The sequence below is a fragment of the Acidovorax sp. genome (assembly GCF_027492855.1).
GTDB lineage: Bacteria > Pseudomonadota > Gammaproteobacteria > Burkholderiales > Burkholderiaceae_C > Acidovorax.
The window spans coordinates 22390-43355 of sequence record NZ_JAPUDY010000022.1 but is presented as its reverse complement, the minus strand read 5'-3'; the positions used below and the strand labels follow the sequence as shown (position 1 = coordinate 43355).

General features: G+C 62.4%; 27 protein-coding genes. 9 read left to right on the top strand and 18 right to left on the bottom strand.

Annotation, left to right across the window (positions count from 1 at the left end; all coding sequences use genetic code 11):
• Positions 1 to 56: 56 nt before the first annotated feature.
• The 14 genes from Q0105_RS04010 to Q0105_RS03945 all read right to left on the bottom strand — a co-directional run bounded on the left by Q0105_RS04010 (position 57) and on the right by Q0105_RS03945 (position 9700).
• On the bottom strand, positions 57 to 566 hold the full coding sequence (locus tag Q0105_RS04010) for a YscO family type III secretion system apparatus protein (RefSeq protein WP_298208985.1): 510 nt from the start codon (positions 564 to 566) through the stop codon (positions 57 to 59).
• A complete protein-coding gene (gene sctN / locus Q0105_RS04005; RefSeq protein WP_298209117.1) occupies positions 563 to 1900 on the bottom strand; it encodes a type III secretion system ATPase SctN in 1338 nt (445 codons plus the stop codon). Before sctN ends, Q0105_RS04010 begins: the two co-directional genes overlap by 4 nt.
• A gap of 44 nt (positions 1901 to 1944) precedes the next feature.
• A complete protein-coding gene (locus tag Q0105_RS04000; protein WP_298208983.1) occupies positions 1945 to 2586 on the bottom strand; it encodes an HrpE/YscL family type III secretion apparatus protein in 642 nt (213 codons plus the stop codon).
• Positions 2556 to 3242 (bottom strand): hypothetical protein, encoded by a 687-nt coding sequence (locus Q0105_RS03995; protein ID WP_298208982.1) that lies wholly within the window; start codon positions 3240 to 3242, stop codon positions 2556 to 2558. The genes Q0105_RS04000 and Q0105_RS03995 overlap by 31 nt, the downstream gene beginning before the upstream one ends.
• A gap of 48 nt (positions 3243 to 3290) precedes the next feature.
• Positions 3291 to 4073, bottom strand: a complete 783-nt coding sequence (sctJ, locus tag Q0105_RS03990) for a type III secretion system inner membrane ring lipoprotein SctJ (RefSeq protein WP_298208981.1) — start codon at positions 4071 to 4073, stop codon at positions 3291 to 3293.
• A 44-nt stretch (positions 4074 to 4117) separates the two neighbouring features.
• Entirely contained in the window at positions 4118 to 4558 is a 441-nt protein-coding gene (gene sctI, locus Q0105_RS03985; RefSeq protein WP_298208980.1) for a type III secretion system inner rod subunit SctI, read from the bottom strand.
• Between the two features lie 15 nt (positions 4559 to 4573).
• Complete coding sequence (locus Q0105_RS03980) at positions 4574 to 4960, bottom strand: hypothetical protein (protein ID WP_298208978.1); 387 nt, start codon at positions 4958 to 4960, stop codon at positions 4574 to 4576.
• Positions 4961 to 4997: 37 nt separating this feature from the next.
• Positions 4998 to 5483, bottom strand: a complete 486-nt coding sequence (locus Q0105_RS03975) for a tetratricopeptide repeat protein (RefSeq protein ID WP_298208976.1) — start codon at positions 5481 to 5483, stop codon at positions 4998 to 5000.
• Between the two features lie 22 nt (positions 5484 to 5505).
• On the bottom strand, positions 5506 to 6369 hold the full coding sequence (locus tag Q0105_RS03970; RefSeq protein ID WP_298208974.1) for a hypothetical protein: 864 nt from the start codon (positions 6367 to 6369) through the stop codon (positions 5506 to 5508).
• A gap of 25 nt (positions 6370 to 6394) precedes the next feature.
• Positions 6395 to 7537, bottom strand: coding sequence for a type III secretion system translocon subunit SctE (gene sctE / locus Q0105_RS03965; protein ID WP_298208972.1), 1143 nt, complete (start codon positions 7535 to 7537; stop codon positions 6395 to 6397).
• Positions 7538 to 7548: 11 nt separating this feature from the next.
• Positions 7549 to 8058, bottom strand: coding sequence for a SycD/LcrH family type III secretion system chaperone (locus Q0105_RS03960; RefSeq protein WP_298208969.1), 510 nt, complete (start codon positions 8056 to 8058; stop codon positions 7549 to 7551).
• A gap of 46 nt (positions 8059 to 8104) precedes the next feature.
• A complete protein-coding gene (locus Q0105_RS03955) occupies positions 8105 to 8641 on the bottom strand; it encodes a hypothetical protein (protein WP_298208967.1) in 537 nt (178 codons plus the stop codon).
• A 37-nt stretch (positions 8642 to 8678) separates the two neighbouring features.
• Positions 8679 to 9290 carry a hypothetical protein gene (locus tag Q0105_RS03950; RefSeq protein WP_298208965.1) on the bottom strand — a complete coding sequence of 204 codons (612 nt, stop codon included), beginning with the start codon at positions 9288 to 9290 and terminating at the stop codon, positions 8679 to 8681.
• A 116-nt stretch (positions 9291 to 9406) separates the two neighbouring features.
• Positions 9407 to 9700: a hypothetical protein gene (locus Q0105_RS03945; protein ID WP_298208963.1), complete on the bottom strand. Its 294-nt coding sequence runs from the start codon at positions 9698 to 9700 to the stop codon at positions 9407 to 9409.
• 186 nt (positions 9701 to 9886) lie between these two features.
• On the opposite strand from Q0105_RS03945, the gene sctW reads away from it, so the two are divergent.
• The 5 genes from sctW (at position 9887) to sctV (ending at position 14501) form a co-directional block, all read left to right on the top strand.
• Positions 9887 to 10990, top strand: coding sequence for a type III secretion system gatekeeper subunit SctW (gene sctW / locus Q0105_RS03940; protein ID WP_298208961.1), 1104 nt, complete (start codon positions 9887 to 9889; stop codon positions 10988 to 10990).
• A gap of 2 nt (positions 10991 to 10992) precedes the next feature.
• Positions 10993 to 11376, top strand: a complete 384-nt coding sequence (locus tag Q0105_RS03935) for a hypothetical protein (protein ID WP_298208958.1) — start codon at positions 10993 to 10995, stop codon at positions 11374 to 11376.
• A 155-nt stretch (positions 11377 to 11531) separates the two neighbouring features.
• A complete protein-coding gene (locus tag Q0105_RS03930) occupies positions 11532 to 11957 on the top strand; it encodes a hypothetical protein (protein WP_298208956.1) in 426 nt (141 codons plus the stop codon).
• Between the two features lie 75 nt (positions 11958 to 12032).
• Positions 12033 to 12365: a CDC27 family protein gene (locus tag Q0105_RS03925; protein WP_298208954.1), complete on the top strand. Its 333-nt coding sequence runs from the start codon at positions 12033 to 12035 to the stop codon at positions 12363 to 12365.
• Positions 12366 to 12377: 12 nt separating this feature from the next.
• Positions 12378 to 14501 carry a type III secretion system export apparatus subunit SctV gene (sctV, locus tag Q0105_RS03920; RefSeq protein ID WP_298208952.1) on the top strand — a complete coding sequence of 708 codons (2124 nt, stop codon included), beginning with the start codon at positions 12378 to 12380 and terminating at the stop codon, positions 14499 to 14501.
• A 104-nt stretch (positions 14502 to 14605) separates the two neighbouring features.
• Here the strand turns inward: sctV and Q0105_RS03915 are convergent, their stop codons facing one another.
• Positions 14606 to 14938 (bottom strand): STAS domain-containing protein, encoded by a 333-nt coding sequence (locus Q0105_RS03915; RefSeq protein WP_298208950.1) that lies wholly within the window; start codon positions 14936 to 14938, stop codon positions 14606 to 14608.
• Between the two features lie 122 nt (positions 14939 to 15060).
• Between Q0105_RS03915 and sctD the strand changes: the two genes are divergently transcribed.
• From sctD to Q0105_RS03900, 3 genes are all read left to right on the top strand, one after another.
• Positions 15061 to 16548, top strand: coding sequence for a type III secretion system inner membrane ring subunit SctD (gene sctD, locus Q0105_RS03910; RefSeq protein ID WP_298208948.1), 1488 nt, complete (start codon positions 15061 to 15063; stop codon positions 16546 to 16548).
• Entirely contained in the window at positions 16545 to 16799 is a 255-nt protein-coding gene (locus Q0105_RS03905; RefSeq protein ID WP_298208946.1) for an EscE/YscE/SsaE family type III secretion system needle protein co-chaperone, read from the top strand. The genes sctD and Q0105_RS03905 overlap by 4 nt, the downstream gene beginning before the upstream one ends.
• A gap of 65 nt (positions 16800 to 16864) precedes the next feature.
• Entirely contained in the window at positions 16865 to 17104 is a 240-nt protein-coding gene (locus Q0105_RS03900; RefSeq protein WP_298208944.1) for an EscF/YscF/HrpA family type III secretion system needle major subunit, read from the top strand.
• 79 nt (positions 17105 to 17183) lie between these two features.
• Here Q0105_RS03900 and Q0105_RS03895 read toward each other — a convergent pair whose 3' ends face one another.
• Positions 17184 to 18674, bottom strand: a complete 1491-nt coding sequence (locus Q0105_RS03895) for a hypothetical protein (protein ID WP_298208942.1) — start codon at positions 18672 to 18674, stop codon at positions 17184 to 17186.
• Here Q0105_RS03895 and Q0105_RS03890 point away from each other — a divergent pair.
• The gene (locus tag Q0105_RS03890; protein ID WP_298208940.1) at positions 18669 to 19319 is read left to right on the top strand and encodes a hypothetical protein; all 651 of its coding nucleotides are present in this window, start codon (positions 18669 to 18671) and stop codon (positions 19317 to 19319) included. The two genes, Q0105_RS03895 and Q0105_RS03890, sit on opposite strands and share 6 nt — an antisense overlap.
• Positions 19320 to 19327: 8 nt before the next feature.
• Here Q0105_RS03890 and Q0105_RS03885 read toward each other — a convergent pair whose 3' ends face one another.
• Together Q0105_RS03885 and Q0105_RS03880 are read right to left on the bottom strand one after the other, a co-directional pair.
• Positions 19328 to 19777: a type III secretion system chaperone gene (locus tag Q0105_RS03885; protein WP_298208938.1), complete on the bottom strand. Its 450-nt coding sequence runs from the start codon at positions 19775 to 19777 to the stop codon at positions 19328 to 19330.
• Positions 19778 to 19870: 93 nt separating this feature from the next.
• Positions 19871 to 20941, bottom strand: a complete 1071-nt coding sequence (locus Q0105_RS03880; RefSeq protein ID WP_298208936.1) for an ABC transporter substrate-binding protein — start codon at positions 20939 to 20941, stop codon at positions 19871 to 19873.
• Between the last annotated feature and the right edge of the window lie 25 nt (positions 20942 to 20966).

The following is a 20966-nucleotide window of genomic DNA, read 5'->3' as shown; positions in this document are numbered from 1 at the left end:
TATGTTTTTAATAGCAGTTGGATGCAGAAAGGCTCGACGAGATCGCAGGCCGTGTGTCATGTCGCAGCCTCCTCCGTGTCGTAGGTTTCCCAATCTTCGCGGTCGCGCACGATGCTCGCTGCCTCTTCCATCTCCAGGTCTTCCTTGCGTTCCAGCTCCCGCATATGCGCTTCGGCGTAGTTGCGGGCCAGATCCACGAACTTGGATTTCTGCCGCGTGGCCTCCTGGTGCGCGGCGCGGGCTGTTTCAAGTCGCTGGCTGGCTTGCTCTTGGGCTTGGGCTGCTGCGGCGACGGCGTCTTGCTGTTGGGCTTCACGCTGGCGCAGGTCGGCCACGGCCAGCTGCACGTCTTCGATCTCCCGCAAACGCACGATGCGCGCGCAGAGGTCGCGATACAGCTGCATCTCATGCGCAAGGCCCTCCTGCAGCAGTCGCTGCAGCAGCGCTTCGGCCGCTTCACGCGCTTCGCGCGCTTCACGCAGGGAATCGCGCTGCACGCGCACCGCAGCCTCGGCCTGGCCCTCGCGAAAGGACTTGATGGCTAGCAGGTCGCGAAAGATGCTCATCGACGCCCTCCTGCCACCAGGGCAGCCAGTTGTTCCAGCGTCTGCTGCATGCTGGAGTGCTCGTCGGTACGCTGCTTCAGGAAGTTGCGGATGGCTTCGATCTTGTCGATGGCTTCGTCCGTGGTGGGGTCGCCGCCGCGTTTGTATTCGCCGATCTTCACGAGCAGTTCAACCTCCTCGTATTTCGCCATCAGCTCTCGCAGGCGGCCGGCCAGCTTCTTGTGCTCCGGAGAAATCACGGCATTCATCACCCGCGATGCAGAGGCCAAAACATCAACCGCTGGATAGTGGTTGGCAGCGCCCAGCTTGCGGGACAGCACGATGTGGCCATCCAGGATGGAGCGGGTCTCATCGGCGATGGGCTCGGTCATGTCGTCACCCTCCACCAGCACGGTGTAGAGCGCGGTGATCGAGCCCTTGTCGTTCATGCCCACGCGCTCCATGAGCTTGGGCAGCGTGGCGAAGACGCTGGGGGGATAGCCGCGCCGCGTGGGGGGCTCGCCCGCTGCAAGGCCGATTTCGCGCTGCGCTCGGGCAAAACGCGTGACGGAATCCATGAGGAACAACACCTTCTTGCCCTGGTCGCGGAAGTACTCTGCGATGGCTGTCGCCACGTAGGCGGCCTTGGCGCGCTCCATCGACGACTTGTCGCTGGTTGCGCAGACGATCACGCTCTTGCGGCGGCCTTCCTCGCCCAGCTCATGCTCCAGAAACTCGCGCACCTCGCGGCCGCGTTCGCCGATAAGGGCCACCACCGTCACGTCCACTGCGGCGCCTTTGACGAGCATGCCCATCAGCGTGGACTTGCCGCCGCCCGCCGCCGCAAAAATACCCATGCGCTGGCCTTCGCCGCAGGTAAGCACCGAGTCGAGCGCACGCACCCCCAGCTCCAGGGGCTCGGTGATGATGCGGCGCTTGAGTGGATCGGGGGCCTCGGCAAACACGGGGTAGAACTTGGTCGCCTCCAGCGGGCCGCGCTCTGCTTCGTCGAGCGGGCGGCCCAAACCGTCCAGCACCCGCCCCAGCAGGCCGAAGCCGACGGGCACCATGTGCGCACGGCCGGTAGGGATCACCTCGGTGGCCGCTGAAATGCCGTACATGTCGCCGATGGGGGTGAGCAGCGCAGCATCGCGCGCGAAACCCACCACCTCCGCCTTCATCTCGAAGTCTTCACCGGGATTGCGCAGCACGCACACTTCACCCACCTTCACGGTGGGCACCACGGCCTTGATGATGGTGCCGATCACCTGGGTGACGCGCCCCTTGATCTGCAGAACCGGCGTGTCATCCAGCGCCAGCTGCATCATCTCGGCGATGTAGTCGAACTGGCGCACCGAGCGTGTGGCGCCCTGGGGATGGCCTGTGGCGCCCGGCGAGGTCATATGCGGCTGCCCAGCACTTTCTGGAAGGCGCCCTGCAGGGCGTTGATCTGGCCTTCGATGCTGGCTTCGACGAGGCCGATTTCGCTCTCCAGGATGCAAGCCTCCTTGCCCAGGCGCCCATCGGCAACGATGTCCAGATAGCCCACGCCGGGGTAGGCGGCGAGTAGGTCATTCACGCGGGCGCGAACGGTATCGACCTGCTGGGGGTGCAGGCGCAGCGTCATCTGCTTTTGGTTGCGCACTACCGACAACGCGTTTTTCACCACGATGATCACGCGGTCGGCATCGTCGTAGCCGTCGATGATCTTGCGGACGGCCGCCATCACCAGGGCAACCATGTCGGTCTCGACCTTGGAGAAGTAGTCCACCGTGCGGCTCACGGTTTCGATCATCCGCTCGGCCTGCTCCATCTGTGCTTCGGCCACGCCCTCCGCATAGCCGCGCTGCCGCTCTTCCTCAAAGGCGGCGTGCGCACCCGCCACGATGGCATCGGCCTGCGCGCGAGCGGCGGCGATCAAGCCTTCCGCATCGGTCCAGGCGGCAATGTCGGCAGCGCGTACCACGCGGCTGCCCGGCGCTATGCGGGCGTGCAGCGTGCGCTGGGGTGTCAGCGGGTCGCGGGGAAGGAGGAAAGCCATGCGGGGTCCAGTCGGGCCAGTAGTTGGCGGCAAAATTGCCGAGCGCCTTGCGGGTCGAGGGCACTGGCGGTGCGTACGGCGGATGCGTCGGTAGCGGCGGGTGGTAGTTTCCAGTCTGCCCGCAGCCGGATGGGGGCCGGTGCATCTTGCCAGGATTGGGCGAGGACACCTGCGCCCAGCAAATCGGCGGCCTTGTCCAGCCCGGCCTTCACCCAGTCACCAGAGTTTTCCAGCCCCGGATGTACCGCGGCTGCGCCGCTGCGGGCCCAGTCCAGGTCGGCATCGCCCAGGGTTTCGCGTGCGTGCAGCACGGCATCACGGGCGATGGTGCGGCGCAGGTGCTGGCCCAGCAGGGCCACGCCCGCATTGCGGACCAGTTGGCGCAGCAACGAAGGCGCGGCCAGTGCGTAAGGCAGGGCCACATGCGAAAGGTCAAGCACCGGCTGCGCATCTTCCCCCAGCCCGGCCAACAACTGCTCAGACCAGCGGCGATGGAGCGCCCGCTGCACGCCAGGGTGGCTGAACAGCGCAGTGTGCGCTTCGGCTGGCGCCATCAGGTGGGCGCGGTCAACATGCAGGCTGCGGCTGGGCAGCAGATTGAACTCCTGCAGCCGGGCTTGCAGCAACTCTGGGGAGCGCGCGGCCGAAGTGGACATGCGGTATCTCGGATCGACTTCAGGTTGGTGCGGGGCAGCGGGGTGGCATCAAGCCGCCCGCGCCGTCACACTGTCCGAGCTGCGGGCAGCCGCTTTGCTGGCAGGCAGCACATAGCGCCACAGCAGAAAGCCCAGGCTTCCCAGGGCCAGAACGGCCACGGAAAGCAGGCTCCAAAGCATTCCGGTGAGTGCGCCTGCGCTGCTGGCAGGCACATTGATGCCCCACACGGTTGTGGTGGCGGCAGCTTCGGCCCGGTGGTTGGCTGCTGGCGCTTGCGCTTCAACGAAGATCACGGAAACCCGGTCGGCGGTGAGCCCAGGGATGCTGTTGGTCACCAAGCGGCGGATCTGGGGCTGGATGATGTCCAGGTTGTAGCCTTCCTGGTGCTTGATGAACACGGCGGAGGTGGACAGCACACCGGTTTCACCGGCGGGGCCGCGCTCGGGTAGCACCACGTGCACACGGGCTGCCAGCACGCCGTCGATCTTGGACAAGGTGTTGGAAAGCTCCTGTGACAGCGCATAAATGTAGCGGGCGCGCTCCTCAAGGGGCGAAGAGATCAGGCCTTCTTTTTTGAACACCTGGCCCATGCCCGCAAAGCGCTCCCGAGGCAAGCCGTTTTCGCGCATCACTTCCAGCGCCCGGCCTACCTGGGTGGCGTCCACCCGTACGCCCACCATGCCTTCCTTGCCAGCTATCTTTTCGGCCGTGATATTGGCTTTCAGCAAGGCCGAAAGCACCTCGTTGGCCTCGTCTTCGGGAACCGCCCCCATCAGATCAACACGTGCGCCACACGCCGCCAGCGCCATGCAGGCGCAGACAAGGGACATGCGAAGACAGCGAGCCAGCCATGGGCCCGGTGGGAAATGCAGCTTCATTGGATGCGTACCAACTGATCAAAATTCTGGGTAGAGCGGCTTACCGCCTTGCCTACGAGGTCGTACTGCACCGATACCTGCACCAGTTGCAGCTGCAGCTTGAGCAGATCCTGCATGCCCATGGCTTGTGGGCCAGCGTCCAGGGAGGCCGCAACGGATTTCCAGGCAGACTGGAACTCACCCGAAACTCCCTGCATGCCCGCCAGGATGCGGTCTCCCACTGACGAGGGGCCCTGGATCGCAGCCGGAGTGCTGCCGTTCACCATGGATCGGGATTCCATGGATGCGGCTACGTTGTCCATGGCGGTGGGCGCGGGGGCTTGCATCAAGGCTGCAAATCGTGCGGTTGCCGACGCATCCGGTACAGCCGTGGCAACGGCGGGGGCCGAAAGCGCGGGCAGTGCGGTCGCGACCATTGGGCTTGCGATGATGTCCATGGTGATTCCTTGGGCTCAGGAGTAAACGGGCGTAGAAGGATTGGGGCGGTTGCTAACAGTGTCTGCTGGTTGGCCCAACAGTCGCCGGGCCAGCCGGACGCCTTCGCTCAGGTCGGTGCTGCCATTGTCACCGCGCGCAGCCATGGGGCGCAAGACGCGCATGGCCTCACCGGCACGGCCATCGAGTTGTAGTGCCAGGCCCAGAAACGCCTGCACCATGTCTGCCTCTTCGCCGGTTGGAAGCAGAGCGCTGCCAAGCCGCGTAGCGGCCTCGCCCGCTCGCCCTGCATTGAGCAGGGCGGTTGCCATACCAATGTGGCCGAATGCACGCTCCGGCCGCACGCGCAAAAGCGCGCTGAAGATACGTTCAGCGCGCTGGGTGTCGGCTCGGGCCGAAGCCATGAATCCGACCTCGGTCAGAAGGCGAACCTCTGATGCGTCAAGCAGAAACAACTCCTTTGGACGACAGCAGCTCCTGCAGAGCTTGCGCACGGTCGCTGACCTTGCTGGTGATGGCGTTTTCCTTGCAGTACTGCAGCAGCAGGGCCACGGTTTCCTGGGCTTCTTCAAACTCACGCTTGAGCAGCAGGCATTCCACGATCGCCATGTGGTGGTCCGGGTTTTCCGAGTCGATGGTTGCGAGAAACGAATACACGTTCAGTGCTTCGTCATAGCGCTCCATCATTCGGTAGGTCAGCGCCAGGCCCTGCAAGTAGGCCGTGTTGGTGGGCTTGTACAGCGTGAGCAAAGAGAAATACCGGTAGGCCGTTTCATAGCGGTTTTGCCCGACCAGTTGATAGGCCAGCGAGTAGATGGCGTCGGCGTCAGCGTTGGAAAGATGCGCGTTGGACGGCAAGGATTCGAGAGCCTCCTTGAGATCCAGGATCGACTGAACAGCGGCGGAGTGGGTTGTATTGTTCGACATGGCAGCAGGGCTCCTCTTCGGCTCAGATGTTGCGCGCGATGCCGCGGTTGGTTTCAATGGATGCTTGCTGGATGGACGACAGCTTGTCGCGGACGTCACGGATCACATCCATCATCTGCTGCATCATGTCGTTGGCGTGTTGTACTCCGGTTTCGCTCACCTTGGCCTGGGTTTCGAGATTCATCTTGTCCGCGTCAAGCAGATCGGCCTTGTGCGTGAAACTAGCGCCAATGATGCCCCCCAGGCCTGCAGTGATGCCACCTGCGGCCTGTGAGTAGTTCAGCCGGGCCTGGCCTGTCGCCGTGAGTTTGGCGGCGTCAGCCTTGGCTCCAGTAAGAGCGGCAGCCTTGGGGCTCATCGTATCGGCCTGGGCACCCATCTTGGAGCCCTTGACCGTGCTGGAAATGGATGCAGCCGACAAGCCCATTTGCATCATGCCGCCTGCAATCTGCATGGAACCCTGAGCGATAGCTGCTGTGAGGCGTTCGGCCGCCGCATCTTTCATTGTTTCGGCCGCATTTTGCAATGCCGAAACTTGCGTCTGCATGTCCGTCGTGCGCTGGGTGCGGGCGGTGTCGCGCATCTGCTGCGCCAACTGCTGGAACAGTGCCATGAAGGAAAAAATGTCTGCCGAAACCTGCGTGTCTGAAAAGCTGGAAAGATTGGCAGAAATCTGTTCAGACTTGGACTGACCCTGCTGAGGAAGCGGCAATGAATCGTTGGCTTTCCCGGTGCTTCCGGTTGCGCTGCCTTGTGCGCCCAGCAGTGTTTTGATGTCGATTTCAGAGTAAGCCTTGGCTGCGCCACCCGTGTTCAGCGTCTGTGCCTGGGCAGTGTCTCCCAGCCCGGCAACACCCTGAGGTCTGTTGATTCCGTCGATGCTCATGAAATTCTCCTTGGCGCCTGGCGCCTCAAATGGTTTGTGTTTTGCCGGAAAGGTTGGATGAAATCTGGGCCCTGCTTTCGCCTGCGGAGTTGATCATCTTGCTGACGATGTTCATCCCTTCCATCATTTCGTCGAGGACTTTCTTGATCTCTTCCCGGTCCTCTTCCATCTGCTTTTGCAGCTTTGCAATGATGGCGTCGATTTTTTTCTTGTCGGCCTGGATGAGTGTGGCATCGCGCTGGTCGTGGGCAATAGCGATGTCTACGCCGCCTTTGGCTACCTGAGTGGCACCACCGACGACCCCCGCGACCGCTTGGCCGACACGGGCGGCAGTGAGAATGGTCTTCTGCATCTGGCCTATCTGGCTCGAAGCCGACGCACCACCAGTCAGCATCACCGATACCGCCATGATGGCGATGGTGGCCGCCACCGCGTATACGGCAGAGAGGATGGCGGCTGTTTGATCGTCGGCTCCAACTGCCTTGGCGAGTTCGCCCACCCCCTTGCCGATCAGCGTGCCCGGATCCATCCACTCGGAGACGTGGTCGAAGCCCTCGCCTCCGTTGGCCTTGTCGACCTCGCTGGCGATGCTGACCACAGAGGATGCAAGGCTAAGCACTGCCAGGGCCAAAAGCGGTGCGGCGAGCCCCCCGGTGCTTACGGTGGCCACGGCGGCTGCCACAACAGCGAATGCGGCTGCGATGGCAGTGAAGATCTTCTGGAACCAATTCAGGATGCTGTTGGCCTTCTCTTTGGCAGACTGATCTTCGCACTTCTTGATCCAGTCATTGATCTTGTCCATCGACCGCTGGTTCTGGTCCTCCAGCTTTTTCTTGTTGGTGTTGAGCCCTTCCTTCGCCGTGGACAGCTGGGCTTCTTGTGTCTTGCTTTGCAGTACCAGCAGCATGGCCGCCATATCTTCCGCCGAGAAGTTGACGGTGACCCCGTCGAGCTGAGGCGCCCCGTTGGCATTGGTAATGGTGTTGCCACCACTGCTGGCGGGTGCGTTCAGCGTCTTGAGGGTGCCTGCCAGGGTTGCAATTTCCTGGAGTGTCTGCGCGGGGTCCAGCCGTGCCTGCTGCAGGCGGTCGGCTACGTCCGCGCTCAGGTTGCCGGGCTGAGAAAGGGGGAGGGCTGGGCCGCCTGAAACTCTGTTGAGGTCGTTCATGTGATCCCCTTTCAGTGCGAAGACGAAGACGAAGACGATTTGGCGTTGCTGCCCATCAGGTCCAGCATGGCCTGTGCACGCGACTTGAGCTCAGCGCGCTCGGGTGTTTCGCTCTGGCGCAACACGAACTGCAAGGCTTCCTTGGCTTCTGCGGTATAGCCGAGCGCGATCATGCATTCGGCCGTGTGATAGGTAGGAAGCGGGTCCCCCATGTCCATCAAGGAGGCCATGGAGTAGTACTTGATGGCTTCCTTGTAGCTCTTGAGCATCTGCAGGCTGGCAGCAAATGCATTCATGAAGCGCTTCTCCATGTGATTGTGGGTCACCAGAAAACCGAAGATCCGCATGGCATCCTGGTACCGGGTCTGGCTGTATACGCTATGGCCCAATGCGTAGAGGACTTCATAGTCCGTGTCGTCGTAGTCATAGACGGAACCCACGGTCCCGCCGTTCGCCAGCAATTCGGCAATCTGCGCTGGAAGATTCTCGGGAATAGAGGTTGGAGCGGATTTGGTGTTCATGGGTGACTTTCTCGAAGGTCGGCTGGAGCTCGCGGCGCGGGCACTTTCAGCGCATGTTGCCGATGATGGAGCTGCGGCTGTCTTGCATCTTCTTGATGAAATTGGTCATCACGTCGAAGGCTTCGTTGCGCTTGTTGGACAGGCTTTGCAGGCGCAGCATGTCCATCTGCTGGGAGTTGCTCATGCTGTCAATCTGCGACTTGACCTCCTGGATGAAGCCGTCGAGCTGGCCTTTGTTTGCATCGGGTGCGTTCGATCCGCCTCCCAGCGCTGCGGGGAGCGTGATGTTTGCACTCTCGGCCGCCGTCTTGATCTCGGCTGCGGTGGCGGTCAGGTTGACCTTATCTCCAGCTTTGGCATCTGCTGCCACGCCGGCCGCCGCCTTGTTGAGCGTGCCCAGCAGTTGGTTGAGATTGGAGATCTGATCGTTCTTGCTTTGGACCGATGCGACCTGGTCCTTGAGCTGTGCTTCCAGGAGGTTGGCACGGTTGGATTGAACGGCCATCATGGCGGTTTCCAGATCCATGCCTTGGATATTGATGGAGCTGAGGCCCCCTACATTGGTGTTGCCAATACTCGACATGATGGAGTCCTTTAGATGATGTGGTTGTGATTCCGTTTCAGCGCATGTTGCCGATGATGGAACTGCGGCTGTCTTGCATCTTCTTGATAAAGTTGGTCATCACGTCGAAGGCTTCGTTGCGCTTGTTGGACAGGCTTTGCAGGCGCAGCATGTCCATCTGCTGGGAGTTGCTCATGCTGTCAATCTGCGACTTGACCTCCTGGATGAAGCCGTCGAGCTGGCCTTTGGTGGGCTGGGGTGTGGGCTGGGGGGTGGACGGCGTGATGGAGCCGATTGAAACCTGTACACCAAGAACGCTGAACGGCTTGCCTTGGGCCTTCAGGCGTTCAAACTCATTTTTTTCTGCTTCGCTCGCTGTGAATGTGGAGTCGCCGAGCTGGACCACCCATTTCTTTGGGACACTCAGTTCCGCTGGCAAAGTGATGCCTGCGCTGCCTGCTGCGGCACTGATGTCCGCCGCCGTGTCTGAAGAGATGCCGACTTTGTCTCCCGCCTTGGCATCCGCTGGCATGGCCGCCGCAGCTTTGTTGAGCGAACCCAGCAACTGGTTGAGACTGGAGATCCGATCGTTCTTGGCTTGCACGGACGAGACTTGGTCCTTGAGCTGCGCTTCCAGGAGATTGGCGCGGTTCGATTGCACGGCCATCATGGCCGTTTCCAGATCCATGCCCTGAATATTGAGGCCTTGTATGCCGCCGATGCCGCCGGTGCTGGGAATGCTTGACATAGCTTTTTCCTATTGGGTTTTGTATTCGGTTAATTAACTTAAATCATGGTGCGGGGGCGCCGGGCGCCGGGGGCGTTGGGCGCTGAGAACGAGGCACGGGCCGCTTCTTCTTGCACTTCCTGCTCTACCGCCGCCATATCTTCCTGAAAAGCCTTCTGCGCCGCTTCGATGCCCTTGAGGTCAAGCTGGGCGTCCAGCACCGTGCGCACCTTTTCGGGGTCGAGGCCCTGGTTGCGGTAAAAGTCATCGGCTGCCGCCAACTGGCCTTGCACTTCGTCGATGAGTGCCTGGGCGCGGGCTACGATGTCTTGGGGGTTTTCTTGTCCAGCCATGTTGAAACTCCTGTTGAGGTGGGCGAAGGGTTGTGCGGGATGTGTTGCACGACACTGGGTAAGTAACGGCCCTGCAAGACCGGTTCCACGGTCATGCAGAAATTTTCCGATGACCTGGGTGGGAACCCGATACGGGTTTTCGTTACCCACCTGGGCGCATGCGCGTTGCCTATAAGAGAATTCCCTATGTCCAGAATCGAGTCATTCACTCCGCCTTCCTTCGACAACATGTCGTTGCGCGGTGGGTTGCAGGGTGGGGGGCAGGCGCCGACGGGGCAATACGCCGGTCAGCAGGTCCAGGTCGATGACGGGCTTTCCGTCTTGACGGATGCAGCGGAAGAAATCAGCCTGCACCACTCCGAGAAGGCTGAAACCAAACATGCCGCCGAGCGCAAGAAGGAGGCTGCCCGCCCGATGGACTTGATGAGCCCTGAAGCCATCATTGCCTATTTGGACGCCGCCAACGCCCATGAAGACCCCGAGCAGTTGGCGCAGCTTGCCAAGCGGATGCTCTCAGGGCAAGGCGATCCTGCGGCGCAAGCCAAACAGGCTTTCTCGGGGCCGACAGAGCAGTTCATGGCGCTGCAATACGCACTGCATCAGGGCGAGCGCGATGGAGCATCCGCAGAGGTGCTGGATGCATTGCGGGAGGCTTTGGATGATCTGGAAATGGAGCACGGGCCCCGCATGCGGGCGGACGTCAATACCATTGGGTCAGCCAAGGAGGGGGCTCAGGGGCGGGCTGATGTCGAGCACTTCCAGGCGGCGTATCGCGATGTGGTGCTGGGCAATCCCTCCCTGGCAGGCACCCTCAAGCTGGCCCTGGAGCGTTTTGGCAGCGGCGATTTTGCGGCAGGGCTGGCCCGGCTTATTCAGGCCCTGGGGCAGGATCTGGCGGCCGCCCGGCCTTCGGCAGACCCTGCGCGGCTGCAGAGCCTTGTGCAGGATTTGTACCACCTGGGGGTTGCCGCAACGGTTCTGGATGCCAGCCGGGAGTTGCATGCCCGGATCAGCGAGCAGCATGGCGCACTGACCGGAACGCCTGTGGTGCTGATGCAAGATCTTGTGGGTATCAGTGCTGAAAAATGGGTATCTGGTACGCGTTTTACGGCATTGGCCGATAAATTCGGTGCTAAGGGTGTTGAGGCCCAAATCCACTTCCTGACCGGGTTGAAGATGCTGACGCGGGAGATGCCGGTCAAGGTGTTTGTGGATGCGGACCAGCGACAGACGGTTTTTCAGGCGGTGCAGGATGCACTGGATGCCGCCATCGACAAGGAGGGTTATTGACCATGGCGCATTTGGAACAGGCACTGGCCGATTTCGGGCATGACATGGGCCTGCCCATGCTGGAGGCCGGGCCACGGGGCGAGGTGCAGCTGCGGCTCGAATCCGGGGCTCTGCTTGGGGTGTCGCAAGAGGGTGAATGTGTGGTTGTGCACTGGGCAGAGCCGGTGCGCTACGACATTGCTGCGCTGCTGCTGCGCGCCATGAAGCGGGCAGGAGACCTGCACGATGCCCTGCACCCGGTGCAGGTGGGCCTGCGCAGTGTTCCCGCTGGTGATTGGTTGGTGTTGGCTACGCGCTTTGCGCTCCAAGATGTCAGCGCTCGCCGCCTCCGCGAAGCTTCGGATTTTCTGCGCCAGTGGCTGGCAGAGTTGGGCGGAGTGCGCTGAGCCGCCTGGGCGGCGTTGTGGTGCCACCCGGTATTCGTCGCAGTGCAGAGACGGCGCGTAAACTTGGCCTGCAAATGGAACTTGCCGCGCCGCGCGGTTACTGAAACAGGCCAGGCTGCGCCCCGCACCCTGCAAATCTTCTGGGAGCATGCTGTATGACGGATATGAGAATCAGTGGCCTGGTCTTTGACCGTGGCATCGACAGCATCACTTACGCCGGGCAGGGTGCCCAGATGACCTTGCCGGAGCGTGGCGAGTCCGCGCCACCGGACGTGGGTGCCCGTGCGCAGTTGTCGGCGTTGCTTGACAAGCCTTCCATCGATGATCTGCTGGATACAGCCTTGCGCCCCCAGATCATCAACCGGGATTTGCTGGTGCCGTCGCGGTTCCGCGAGGGGCTGGACAGCGCTTTGCAGCACCTGCGGGACGCGGCCGCTCAGCAGCAGTCCGCCGACGATGGCTCCGACCCCGGAGCGGACGACAATCTTCGGATACTGAACCGCGCCACCCGCCTGCTGAGCGAAGAGGTTGGGCTGCGCGACCTGGTGCAGATGTACCGCAGCGTGCTTTACCAGGGTTGAGGGCGCATGGCACCTGAAGTGACGGAGGCGGGCACAGAGTCTTCCGCGGCAACCCCTGCGGCAAACATCGAACTGATGGATTTGCTCGCCTTTGTGTACCTGCAAAATGGTTTGCCCGACAAGGCCGCCGTGCTGCTGGCCGCTCGCAATGTGCTTGCGCCTGAAGACCCTCGGGCGCTGCTTGCTCTGGCATTGGCCCAGGTGCGGTCGGCCAAACCCCAGCGCGCCCTCAATACCCTGGAGCAGCTGGCGCTGTTGGGCGCCATGGACGCATCTTTTCATCTGGTGCGCGCGCAGGCCTTGCAGGCGCTGGATCGCCGTGAAGAGGCTGCGGGCGCGATGCGCGCCTTTGTTGCACTGCGCAATGCCGCCGAACCCCCTACCGAGACTGCGCCCAGCGCGCGCTGATTGCCTTTCACCATGTCTCAAACCGCAACGATTCCCCTGAGCGCCCGCCTGCAGCGCGCCGTGCAGATCATCACCAGCCGCAATGACCTGGTTCTTGCGTTCTTCCTGGTGGCGGTGATTTTCATGATGATCCTGCCCCTGCCAACCTGGCTGGTGGACGCGCTCATCGGCATCAACATGACGATTTCGGCCATCTTGCTCATGGTGGCCATGTACCTGCCGTCCCCGTTGGCGTTCTCTTCGTTCCCCTCGGTGCTGCTGGTGACCACGCTGTTCCGGCTGGGGATCTCGATCGCCACCACCCGCTTGATCCTGCTGCAAGGCGATGCGGGCCACATCATCTTCACCTTCGGCAACTTCGTGGTGGGCGGCAACCTGATCGTGGGCCTCGTGGTGTTCCTGATCCTGACCATCGTTCAGTTTGTGGTGATCACCAAGGGCGCGGAGCGCGTCGCTGAAGTGGCGGCTCGCTTTTCGCTCGATGCCATGCCGGGCAAGCAGATGTCCATTGACGGCGATATGCGCGCAGGCACCATCGATATGGATGAGGCCAAGCGGCGGCGCGGCATCGTTGAGAAAGAGAGCCAGTTGTACGGGGCCATGGACGGGGCGATGAAGTTCGTCAAGGGCGATGCCATTGCCGGCCTGATCATCGTGGCTGTGAACCTGCTGGGCGGCATTGTGATCGGCACCACGCAGCGGGGCATGACGGCTGCGGATGCAATGAAGACCTACTCGGTTCTCACCATCGGTGATGGACTGATCGCACAGATTCCGGCGCTTTTTATCGCCATCTGCGCGGGCATGATCGTGACGCGCGTGCAGACGGGCGATGGCGGTCCTTCCAATGTGGGCCAGGACATCGGCCAGCAGGTGCTGGCACAGCCACGCGCCCTGTTGATTGCTGCTGCGGTCGCGCTCGGCATGGGGCTCATCCCCGGCATGCCGCTGCCCGTGTTTTTGATCCTGGCGGTGGTGATCGGCACCATCGGTTTCACCATTTTGCGCAGCACGCGGCGCGTGGTGAACGAAAAGACCGGCGAGGTCACCGAGGTGCCCGCCATGCAGCCAGCGGGCGAGGCGCGGACCAAGCCCAAGGCGTCAGATGGCAGCGACGAGTTCGCTCCCACGGTTCCGCTGTTGATGGATGTGGCTGCGGGGCTGCAGAGCAGCTTTGATGCCGGGGTGCTCAACGATGAGCTGCTCAAAATCCGCCGGGCGTTGTATTTCGATCTGGGCGTGCCGTTCCCCGGTATCCAGCTGCGGTTCAATGACAGTCTGCCGCCCGAGAGCTACAACATTCTTCTGTCCGAAGTGCCCGTGTCCCAAGGTCGCTTGCGGCCCGGGTATCTGCTGGTGCGAGAGAGCCTGAGCAATCTGGATGCCCTGCAAATCCCCTACGAAGAAGACCGCAAGTTCCTTCCCCACATCCCGACGCTGTGGGTGGGTGACCGCCTGCGCGAGCCGTTGTCGCGCGCGGGGATTCCGTTCATGGACCCGAGCCAGGTGCTGACCTATCACCTGGCCTTTGTGCTCAAGAAGTATTCGGCAGACTTTGTGGGCATTCAAGAGACTCGCTTTCTCCTGAGCGCCATGGAAGGGCGCTTCCCCGATCTCGTCAAGGAATCGACCCGGGTGCTGCCCATTCAGAAAATTGCGGAAATCCTGCAGCGGCTGGTGTCCGAGGATATTTCTGTGCGCAACCTGCGCGCCATTCTGGAGTCGCTGATCGAATGGGGCCAGAAGGAGAAGGACTCGGTGCTGCTGACCGAGTACGTGCGTTCCACGTTGAAGCGCCACATCAGCTACAAGTATTCAAGCGGGCAGAACATCCTGCCAGCCTACCTGCTGGCGCCCAGTATTGAAGACACGGTGCGTGGGGCCGTGCGCCAGACCTCGGCGGGCAGTTATCTGTCGCTGGACCCTGCCGTGAGCAAACGGTTGGTGGAGAACATCAAGAAGGCGGTGGGCGACATCGGCGGTAACGCGCAGCGCCCGGTGCTGCTGACCTCGATGGACATTCGACGCTATCTGCGCAAGATGATCGAGCAAGACCTGTACGACTTGCCTGTGCTGTCCTACCAGGAGCTGACGCAGGAGATCAACATTCAGCCGCTCGCGCGGATCGATCTGTGAGCATGCGCATGTGGAAACAGATTGCTATAAAAAACATAGCTGTTACCGCTTATTCAACAAGCGGTAGACCCCTTTTTTCTTTGAAAAATTGGGGGCTGAATCGCTCAAACCTTGGTAAGACCTTCGTCCAGCGTGGCCGTGACGGCAAACAGGCTGAGGAAGCCGCTCATGTCGAACACCTCGCGCACCATGTCGCGCAGGCCCACCAGCACCAGCTTGCCCTTGGTGGTGCGCAGCTTCTTGCCCGCCACCAGCACCACACGCAGGCCGGCCGAGCTGATGTAGTCGAGGGCCGAGAGATCGAAAACCAGCCGTTGGATGCCGGCGTCCAATTGTTCGGTCACCACGCGCTCCAGCTCTGGCGAGCTGCTGCTGTCCAGACGGCCCCGAGGACGCAGGATGAGAATGTCGCCGCGGCGCTCCTGTTCGAGATTCATGGACGCGATCCTTCTGAAAGGGGGGTGGGAGAGAAGACGGGGCTTGGCGCATTGTATGGGCCTCTTTGCCATGAAGCCCGGATTCGGCGCCAGCAAGCGCGATACCGTGCAAGGGGGGCTCGATGAATGCAGCGGTAGAACTGCGCGTTCTCTCGGGGCGCCACGCGGGTGCCCGTGCGTTGCTCGCCGGTGGCGAACGCGTGGGGCCTGACGACGGCTGCGATCTCATCCTCACGGACCTGGGGCTGCCGCTGGACGTGGGAGCATGGGTCCAGATCGCTGCTGGGCATTGGTGGGTGCGCTCTACCCCTGAAGATGCCGCTTCCGCCGACACATCGCCCCCGTGGGTGGCCGAGCAGCCCTTGGGCAGTGCGGCCTATTTGGGGCAAGTGGCGGTAACGGTCAGCCTGGCGGATGCACCGTGGCAAGCGGTGCCACAAGGGTTGGCTCCCGTGGGGCCCACCTTGGAACCCGATGGTGATGCAGAGGCCACGGCGCCAACGGCAGGAGATGATGGCGGGCCTTCCTCCGGTGCGGACCAGGACCCGGTCATGCGGGCGGTGCCGCAGCAAGACGGCAACGCGCAGGCTGTGCCTGGAAGGGGCGGTGCTGCGGACGTGCTGCCGCGCGAGCCATCGGCGCCTGCCGTCAAGACAGGGCCGAGGCGCCGGTGGCATCCTGCCTGGATCATCGGCGCGGCGCTTGCTGCCCTGTTGCTCTCGGTGTTCTGGTCAGTGCTTCAAGGGCGCGCTGCAGCGCCCGCAGCCGTTGCGCCACTGGCGGCGGCGCCTGCGATCGATCTGGAACGCCAGCAGAGGCTGGTGCGCGAGGTCCAACTGGCCATTGCCCGCGTGGACCCCGCCTTGCGTTTGCGTATCGACGCCTTGCCCGCTGGCGGCGTGCGGGTGAGTGGATGGGTGGCCGACATCGCGCAATTGGATCGCTTGGCGGAGGGCCTGGCCGATGTCCGTCCCGTGCCCGCCCTGTCCGTGCGAACGGCCTCTGACTTGATGGACGACTTGATTGATGCGGGCGGCCCCGACGTCCAGGCCCTTCGGTACGAGTTGTTGGGCGAGGGGCGGGTGCGCGCGTACGGACTGGTCATGGCAAAGTCCGACCGTGACAAGGTACTGGCCCTGGTGCGCGCCCGCGTGCCGCCGGGGATCGACATCGTGGATGGCCTTCGCGTGGCATCGGACCAGGGTGGTGCGGTGCAAGAGTGGTTGCGCACGGCGGGCTTCGCTGGCGCCGAGGCACGCTGGGACGGCGAGCAAATGGTGGTTGGCCTGGATATCGGCAGCCAGGAACGCGCGCGGCTGGAGTCCGTGCTGGCCCGCCCCGCTACACCGCTTGCAGGAATCCCATTTGTGCTCCGCGCCCGCGAAGTGAGCCGTTCCGTGGCGCAGGCCCCGGCCCCTCCCGCCCATGCGAGCGCCGCGCCGTTGCCGTTTCGCATTCGCAGCGTGGTGGGCGGCGCCGTGCCGTACGTGGTGCTGGGCGATGGCTCCAAATTGCAGCCCGGCGGCCGACGGGCAGGCTGGCGGCTGGTGGCCGTGGAGCCCGACCGGCTGGTTTTTGACGGACCGCGCTCCTTGGTCGTGTTGCGATGAAGCTGCTGCTGCCCGATGCCCCTCTCTTGGCACCTGACGAGCCGCTCAGCGAATTGGAGGCCCGCCTGCGTGGCTCCAATGCGACGATCGCCCAGAAGGAGGCGCTGGACCGGATCGCCGCGCTCGAGCGGCGATTGCGTGCTGCGCTGGCCGAAGGCGTCCCGCCGGCAGACTATCCCGCACTGGCATCAGTGCTGGACGCTTGCCAGGCAGCGCGAGAAGTGTTGACAATGGTGGTGCCAAAGCCCTGACTGGGCCAAGACAACACCGATATTCTTTCTATCGTGTTTTCCTTTTCTTGATTCAGGAGCTTCTTATGCTGACCACTGGCGGTATCACTTTCAACTCCATCAACAACTCCATCTCGCAGGTCACGTCGCGCCGCGAGGCAGATTTGCAAAACACCATCAACAACCTGGGGGACAGCCCCAGCACGGGTGAACTGCTGGGCCTGCAGCAGCAGGTGCAGCAGTGGACGATGTTCACGCAAATCCAGAGCACCATCGTGAAGGAAGTGTCCGAAGCGATGAAGGGCGTGATTCAGAAGGCGGCCTGATCAAACGCCTGCCCCTCAGCCACCCGGCCTTTGGAGGGCTGATTGGTGAGGGGCGCGGGGCGTTGGCCGCGCCACGTATTCAGGCCCGAATCAAGGCCTCATAGCGCAGAGGTTGCGATACCGCGACGGCGTAGCCGGGCGCGGGGCCGATGCTCAATTGAAACGCAAAATCGGCGTGGCTGCGCGCTGGATCCGTGGGGGTGACCTGGACTCCAAGCGCGGGGTCGTTTGTCTGGAAGTTGTTGACCTGATCCCGTGTGTGCCGTACGCCAATCGTGACACCGCCCGCGGGGGACGACTGGATGTCGAACGTGGTGAAACCGTCCCCCAGTGGAATGCCAGGACGGCCATCTGGGCCATGGATTTTCAGATCACCGCGAACTATGGCATCCATCAGAGGGCCGAGCGATTGTTGGTTGGCGTATTGGCTGACCAGCATGTTCATGTGGGCATCTCCGCCGGTCAGGATGTTGAGTGCCTCTGCCGTGACCGCTGGGTCACTTTTTGGCGCAAACGTAGCGGCCCCCACCTGCACCGTCGAGCGGGACCAGTCTTTGTGCGCCTGTGTGCAGATGCTGGCTGCCTCTGAGGAGGGCGTCGTAATGTCCCGCGCACGTGAGAGCTGCGTGGCCTCCTGGTTGAACTGCTGGTTTGCCGCAGCCGAGAGCCGCCCTTCGAGGGGGCGCACGATATTGGCGGCGGGCTGAAGAGAAATATGGGTTTCCGCACCTCGCCGCTCAATGCCATGCATATCGGATTGCGCACCCAGCTTGGCCGTCGCATCGACCATGTCCTGGCGCACTTTAGCCACTTCACCCAGTATCTGTGCGTTGTTTTGCTGGCTTGCCATCGTTTCAATGCGGTCCAGCGCCTCGCGAAGAAAGGGCATGCCAAATTTATGAACCGATCGGCCCACGGCTTTTGAAGAGGCATCAATCACGCCGCTTTGGATGGCGTGATTCACCAGGTTGCCGAAAGGCTCGGCCACGTCGTCTTTCAGCGTACCTTTGTACACGTGCTCCTGGCGACGCATCTCCTCGCTCTCGCCCTGGAACCGGCTGCCGACGAAACTGGTGGCATGGCCGATGTTGCGGTCCAGTGCGCTGAAGAACCGCGCGATGCCCTGGACAACCCCCTGATGAGGCTCCTTGCGGAAGTAGGGTGGGCAACCGACGGACTCGAATTTCACGAACAGGTCCTGTGTGCCGTCGCGGGCTGCGAGCTTGTCAAACAGCATCGTGCCGCCCTGGCCGGGCAACATGTTCCGGTAGTCTTCGATGCCCCGCTGGGCTGGTTTGCTGGTGGGGATGAACCCTGCGATCTTGTGGGTCTCGGTATGGTCCACCCGCTCACTGAAGTGTGTAGACATGCGCGAATCCGCAGTAGGCGCCGCGCTCATGAAGCTGTAGATGCGATTGCCGGGGTCTTTCATCACAAAAGAGCCTGACGAAGACATGTCCGTGACCTTTTGCTCTCCGATGGTGGCGTGGTCCTGGCTCAGCTCGCGGTTGGCATTCTGCTGGGCAGCCGCGGCCATCATGTACCAGCCGAGGGCACGGGTGGTATGCACACTGCTGTCCACCTGCACGGGCTGGCCATTGACCTGCAGCGTGATGGGGGAGCCCCCTGCTGCCTGGTGGGCATGGGGCGTGCCCAGCGCCTGCGCAATGCGCTCACCTGTGGCCACGTGCTCCATGATCTGCTGGCGCGTCATGGGCGTTTTCTGGGCCTGGGCATGGGCCCACAGCCGGTCCTGCACGGTGGGGTTGTTCAGAACGCTGCCCTGCATGGGGGCTCGCAGTGGCGTGAGGTGAGGGTTGGCAATTTCAAATTTCCTGTCGAACTTTGGCTCCAGAATTTTCTCGTTGACGAGGCGGGGAATTTGCAGCAACGCACGAGTCACCCCCGCAACGGCCGCGACAGGAAGGGCAATCGGCGCCAGTACGATGCCAGCTATTACCTTGCCCGCCATCTTGAAGAAGCTCTTGGCCCGCTCGGCGTGCACGCTTGCGGCCTGTCGTTGCTGTCCGTCGCCCACCTGAATCTGGCGTCCTGCCAGCGCACCCATTCCGACCCGGGCTTGGCCAACGCCTTGCGCTGGGGCGCCGCCAGGGCCCTGCGGTATCTGGGCTGGGGCCACATGGCCCAGGTTCAGCGGGATATGTCCAATACCTTGACCGGGGATCGCACTCATGGCATCGCTCCTTGGCTGTGAGTGGTGGTTCAGGCGCGCAGGTCAAAGGAGGGAATGCCCCTCGCAAGCGAGCCATCGTCTTCGGGGGCTCCTTCAACGAAACCTTTCCAGAAGGATGCGGTGTCCACAAAACCATCCAGCAGCATGGCCAAGGCATCGCCGCTGAGCGCGGAGAGTGGCATGCGGCCGCTCAGGGTCACTGCGCCAGTTGCTTGCTGCACCCCCAGGGTGGCGCCGCCGGTGCCCACCCACAGGTTGTTGGCCTCCAGCAAAGTGCGGGCGATGCGTCCTAGGTGTTCCCCGCTGGGCGTGCCCAGCGCGGCAAAAAACAGCAGGTCTCCATCCACGGCGTCGCCGTCCAGTTGCAGTCCCACAGCCAGGCCATCGATCAGAACTTCTTCGGTACCGAGCAGTTCGTTGGCGTCGAGGCCCACGTGGTCAGCAAATTCGCGCAAGATGTTTTCATAGGATTTCGACATAGCGGCTTCTCTTTGAGGAGGGTGCAGGATGGCCCTGGGTCGGGGGCTCAGAGCATTTGGTAACCCGAACTCGTGGATCGTTCCATCCCGTCGCTATTTGGCGGCCGCCTGCGCCTCGACGTTGATGACTTCCGCCACATTGAGCAGCAGCATGGGTGGGTACAAGCCCAGTGCCTGGACAGTGCGCATGTTGATGAGCAGCGAGAAGCGCTGCAGTGTGGAGGCGGGAATGTCCTGCGGGGCTTTCTTCTCGACCAGGATCTGGCGGGCCATCGAGGCCGCGTATCGGCCGATGTTGGAGCCGTTGGAGAACAGGCCGAACATGCAGCCCGATTTCCGCACGATGCTTTCGGTGGCGCAGAAGGTGGGGAGTTTGTTGTCCAGGGCGGCGGCGGTCACGGCATCGCGGTGGGTGAATGCCAGAAAGGTGATGGGCCCGACATAGAGGATGTCGGCGCCACGTTCGGCCAGGTCTTTGACTTGCGGCGCAATCTGGCCAGGATCGGGGGCTCCGCTGGGCAGCAGCGGCAGAGCTGCCTCGACCACTTCGAAGTTCTGGGTCTTGGCCAACTCCTTGAGCCTGTCGCGGATGATGGCGGAGTTGGGCTCCACGGGGTTGTGCAGATAGCCCAGCTTGGCGAACGGCCGATAGGCGCGGATGGCATTGAGCTGCACGGGCAGCGGAGCCACATGGCTCACCCCGGTGACATTGCGGGCAGGCTTTTCCAGCGCTGGAATCAGCCCGGCACCCACCGGATCGGTGACTTCCGTGAAGACGATGGGAATGTCCCGGATCGGGTTGCCTGCGGGCTGATCGTAGCGCCCCGCCAGGGCCAGTGAAGTCGGCGTGCCCCACACATAGATCAGGTCTGGGTTGGCCGCCCGCACCCGGCTGCGCAGGTCGGGAATGTCGTCGGCCTTGCCTGAAAAGCGGATGTTCACGTAGCGTACCGGTACATCCTGGCGTTGCAGATAGCTGGTAAAACCCGCCTCGATGTTCTGCTCCTCCCGTGGAAGAACCATGGCCACGGTATAGCGGGCCGTGGCAGCTGCCGCAGCAGCGGCGGCACCAGATGGGACGGCGGCGGGCCCAGTTTGAGCATGCGCACCAAGGGCCATGGTGAGCAGCGCTGCGGCTTTGAATGCAGTGGAAACGATGGGCATGAATTTCTCCTGTGCGCTCAAGGAC

Excerpts from the sequence above, each read along its gene's own strand:
- Q0105_RS04010 (WP_298208985.1), bottom strand. The coding sequence starts at position 566 with ATGAGCATCTTTCGCGACCTGCTAGCCATCAAGTCCTTTCGCGAGGGC.
- Q0105_RS03880 (WP_298208936.1), bottom strand. The coding sequence starts at position 20,941 with ATGCCCATCGTTTCCACTGCATTCAAAGCCGCAGCGCTGCTCACCATG.
- sctE (WP_298208972.1), bottom strand. The coding sequence starts at position 7,537 with ATGAACGACCTCAACAGAGTTTCAGGCGGCCCAGCCCTCCCCCTTTCT.
- Q0105_RS03975 (WP_298208976.1), bottom strand. The coding sequence starts at position 5,483 with ATGTCGAACAATACAACCCACTCCGCCGCTGTTCAGTCGATCCTGGAT.
- Q0105_RS03935 (WP_298208958.1), top strand. The coding sequence starts at position 10,993 with ATGGCGCATTTGGAACAGGCACTGGCCGATTTCGGGCATGACATGGGC.
- Q0105_RS03950 (WP_298208965.1), bottom strand. The coding sequence starts at position 9,290 with ATGATGGCCGTGCAATCGAACCGCGCCAATCTCCTGGAAGCGCAGCTC.
- Q0105_RS03945 (WP_298208963.1), bottom strand. The coding sequence starts at position 9,700 with ATGGCTGGACAAGAAAACCCCCAAGACATCGTAGCCCGCGCCCAGGCA.
- Q0105_RS03960 (WP_298208969.1), bottom strand. The coding sequence starts at position 8,058 with ATGAACACCAAATCCGCTCCAACCTCTATTCCCGAGAATCTTCCAGCG.
- sctV (WP_298208952.1), top strand. The coding sequence starts at position 12,378 with ATGTCTCAAACCGCAACGATTCCCCTGAGCGCCCGCCTGCAGCGCGCC.
- sctD (WP_298208948.1), top strand. The coding sequence starts at position 15,061 with ATGAATGCAGCGGTAGAACTGCGCGTTCTCTCGGGGCGCCACGCGGGT.
- sctJ (WP_298208981.1), bottom strand. The coding sequence starts at position 4,073 with ATGTCCCTTGTCTGCGCCTGCATGGCGCTGGCGGCGTGTGGCGCACGT.
- Q0105_RS03955 (WP_298208967.1), bottom strand. The coding sequence starts at position 8,641 with ATGTCGAGTATTGGCAACACCAATGTAGGGGGCCTCAGCTCCATCAAT.
- Q0105_RS03905 (WP_298208946.1), top strand. The coding sequence starts at position 16,545 with ATGAAGCTGCTGCTGCCCGATGCCCCTCTCTTGGCACCTGACGAGCCG.
- Q0105_RS03885 (WP_298208938.1), bottom strand. The coding sequence starts at position 19,777 with ATGTCGAAATCCTATGAAAACATCTTGCGCGAATTTGCTGACCACGTG.
- Q0105_RS03930 (WP_298208956.1), top strand. The coding sequence starts at position 11,532 with ATGACGGATATGAGAATCAGTGGCCTGGTCTTTGACCGTGGCATCGAC.
- sctI (WP_298208980.1), bottom strand. The coding sequence starts at position 4,558 with ATGGACATCATCGCAAGCCCAATGGTCGCGACCGCACTGCCCGCGCTT.
- sctW (WP_298208961.1), top strand. The coding sequence starts at position 9,887 with ATGTCCAGAATCGAGTCATTCACTCCGCCTTCCTTCGACAACATGTCG.
- Q0105_RS03915 (WP_298208950.1), bottom strand. The coding sequence starts at position 14,938 with ATGAATCTCGAACAGGAGCGCCGCGGCGACATTCTCATCCTGCGTCCT.
- Q0105_RS04000 (WP_298208983.1), bottom strand. The coding sequence starts at position 2,586 with ATGGCTTTCCTCCTTCCCCGCGACCCGCTGACACCCCAGCGCACGCTG.
- Q0105_RS03925 (WP_298208954.1), top strand. The coding sequence starts at position 12,033 with ATGGATTTGCTCGCCTTTGTGTACCTGCAAAATGGTTTGCCCGACAAG.
- Q0105_RS03900 (WP_298208944.1), top strand. The coding sequence starts at position 16,865 with ATGCTGACCACTGGCGGTATCACTTTCAACTCCATCAACAACTCCATC.
- Q0105_RS03995 (WP_298208982.1), bottom strand. The coding sequence starts at position 3,242 with ATGTCCACTTCGGCCGCGCGCTCCCCAGAGTTGCTGCAAGCCCGGCTG.
- Q0105_RS03980 (WP_298208978.1), bottom strand. The coding sequence starts at position 4,960 with ATGGCTTCGGCCCGAGCCGACACCCAGCGCGCTGAACGTATCTTCAGC.
- Q0105_RS03970 (WP_298208974.1), bottom strand. The coding sequence starts at position 6,369 with ATGAGCATCGACGGAATCAACAGACCTCAGGGTGTTGCCGGGCTGGGA.
- Q0105_RS03890 (WP_298208940.1), top strand. The coding sequence starts at position 18,669 with ATGCACACTGCTGTCCACCTGCACGGGCTGGCCATTGACCTGCAGCGT.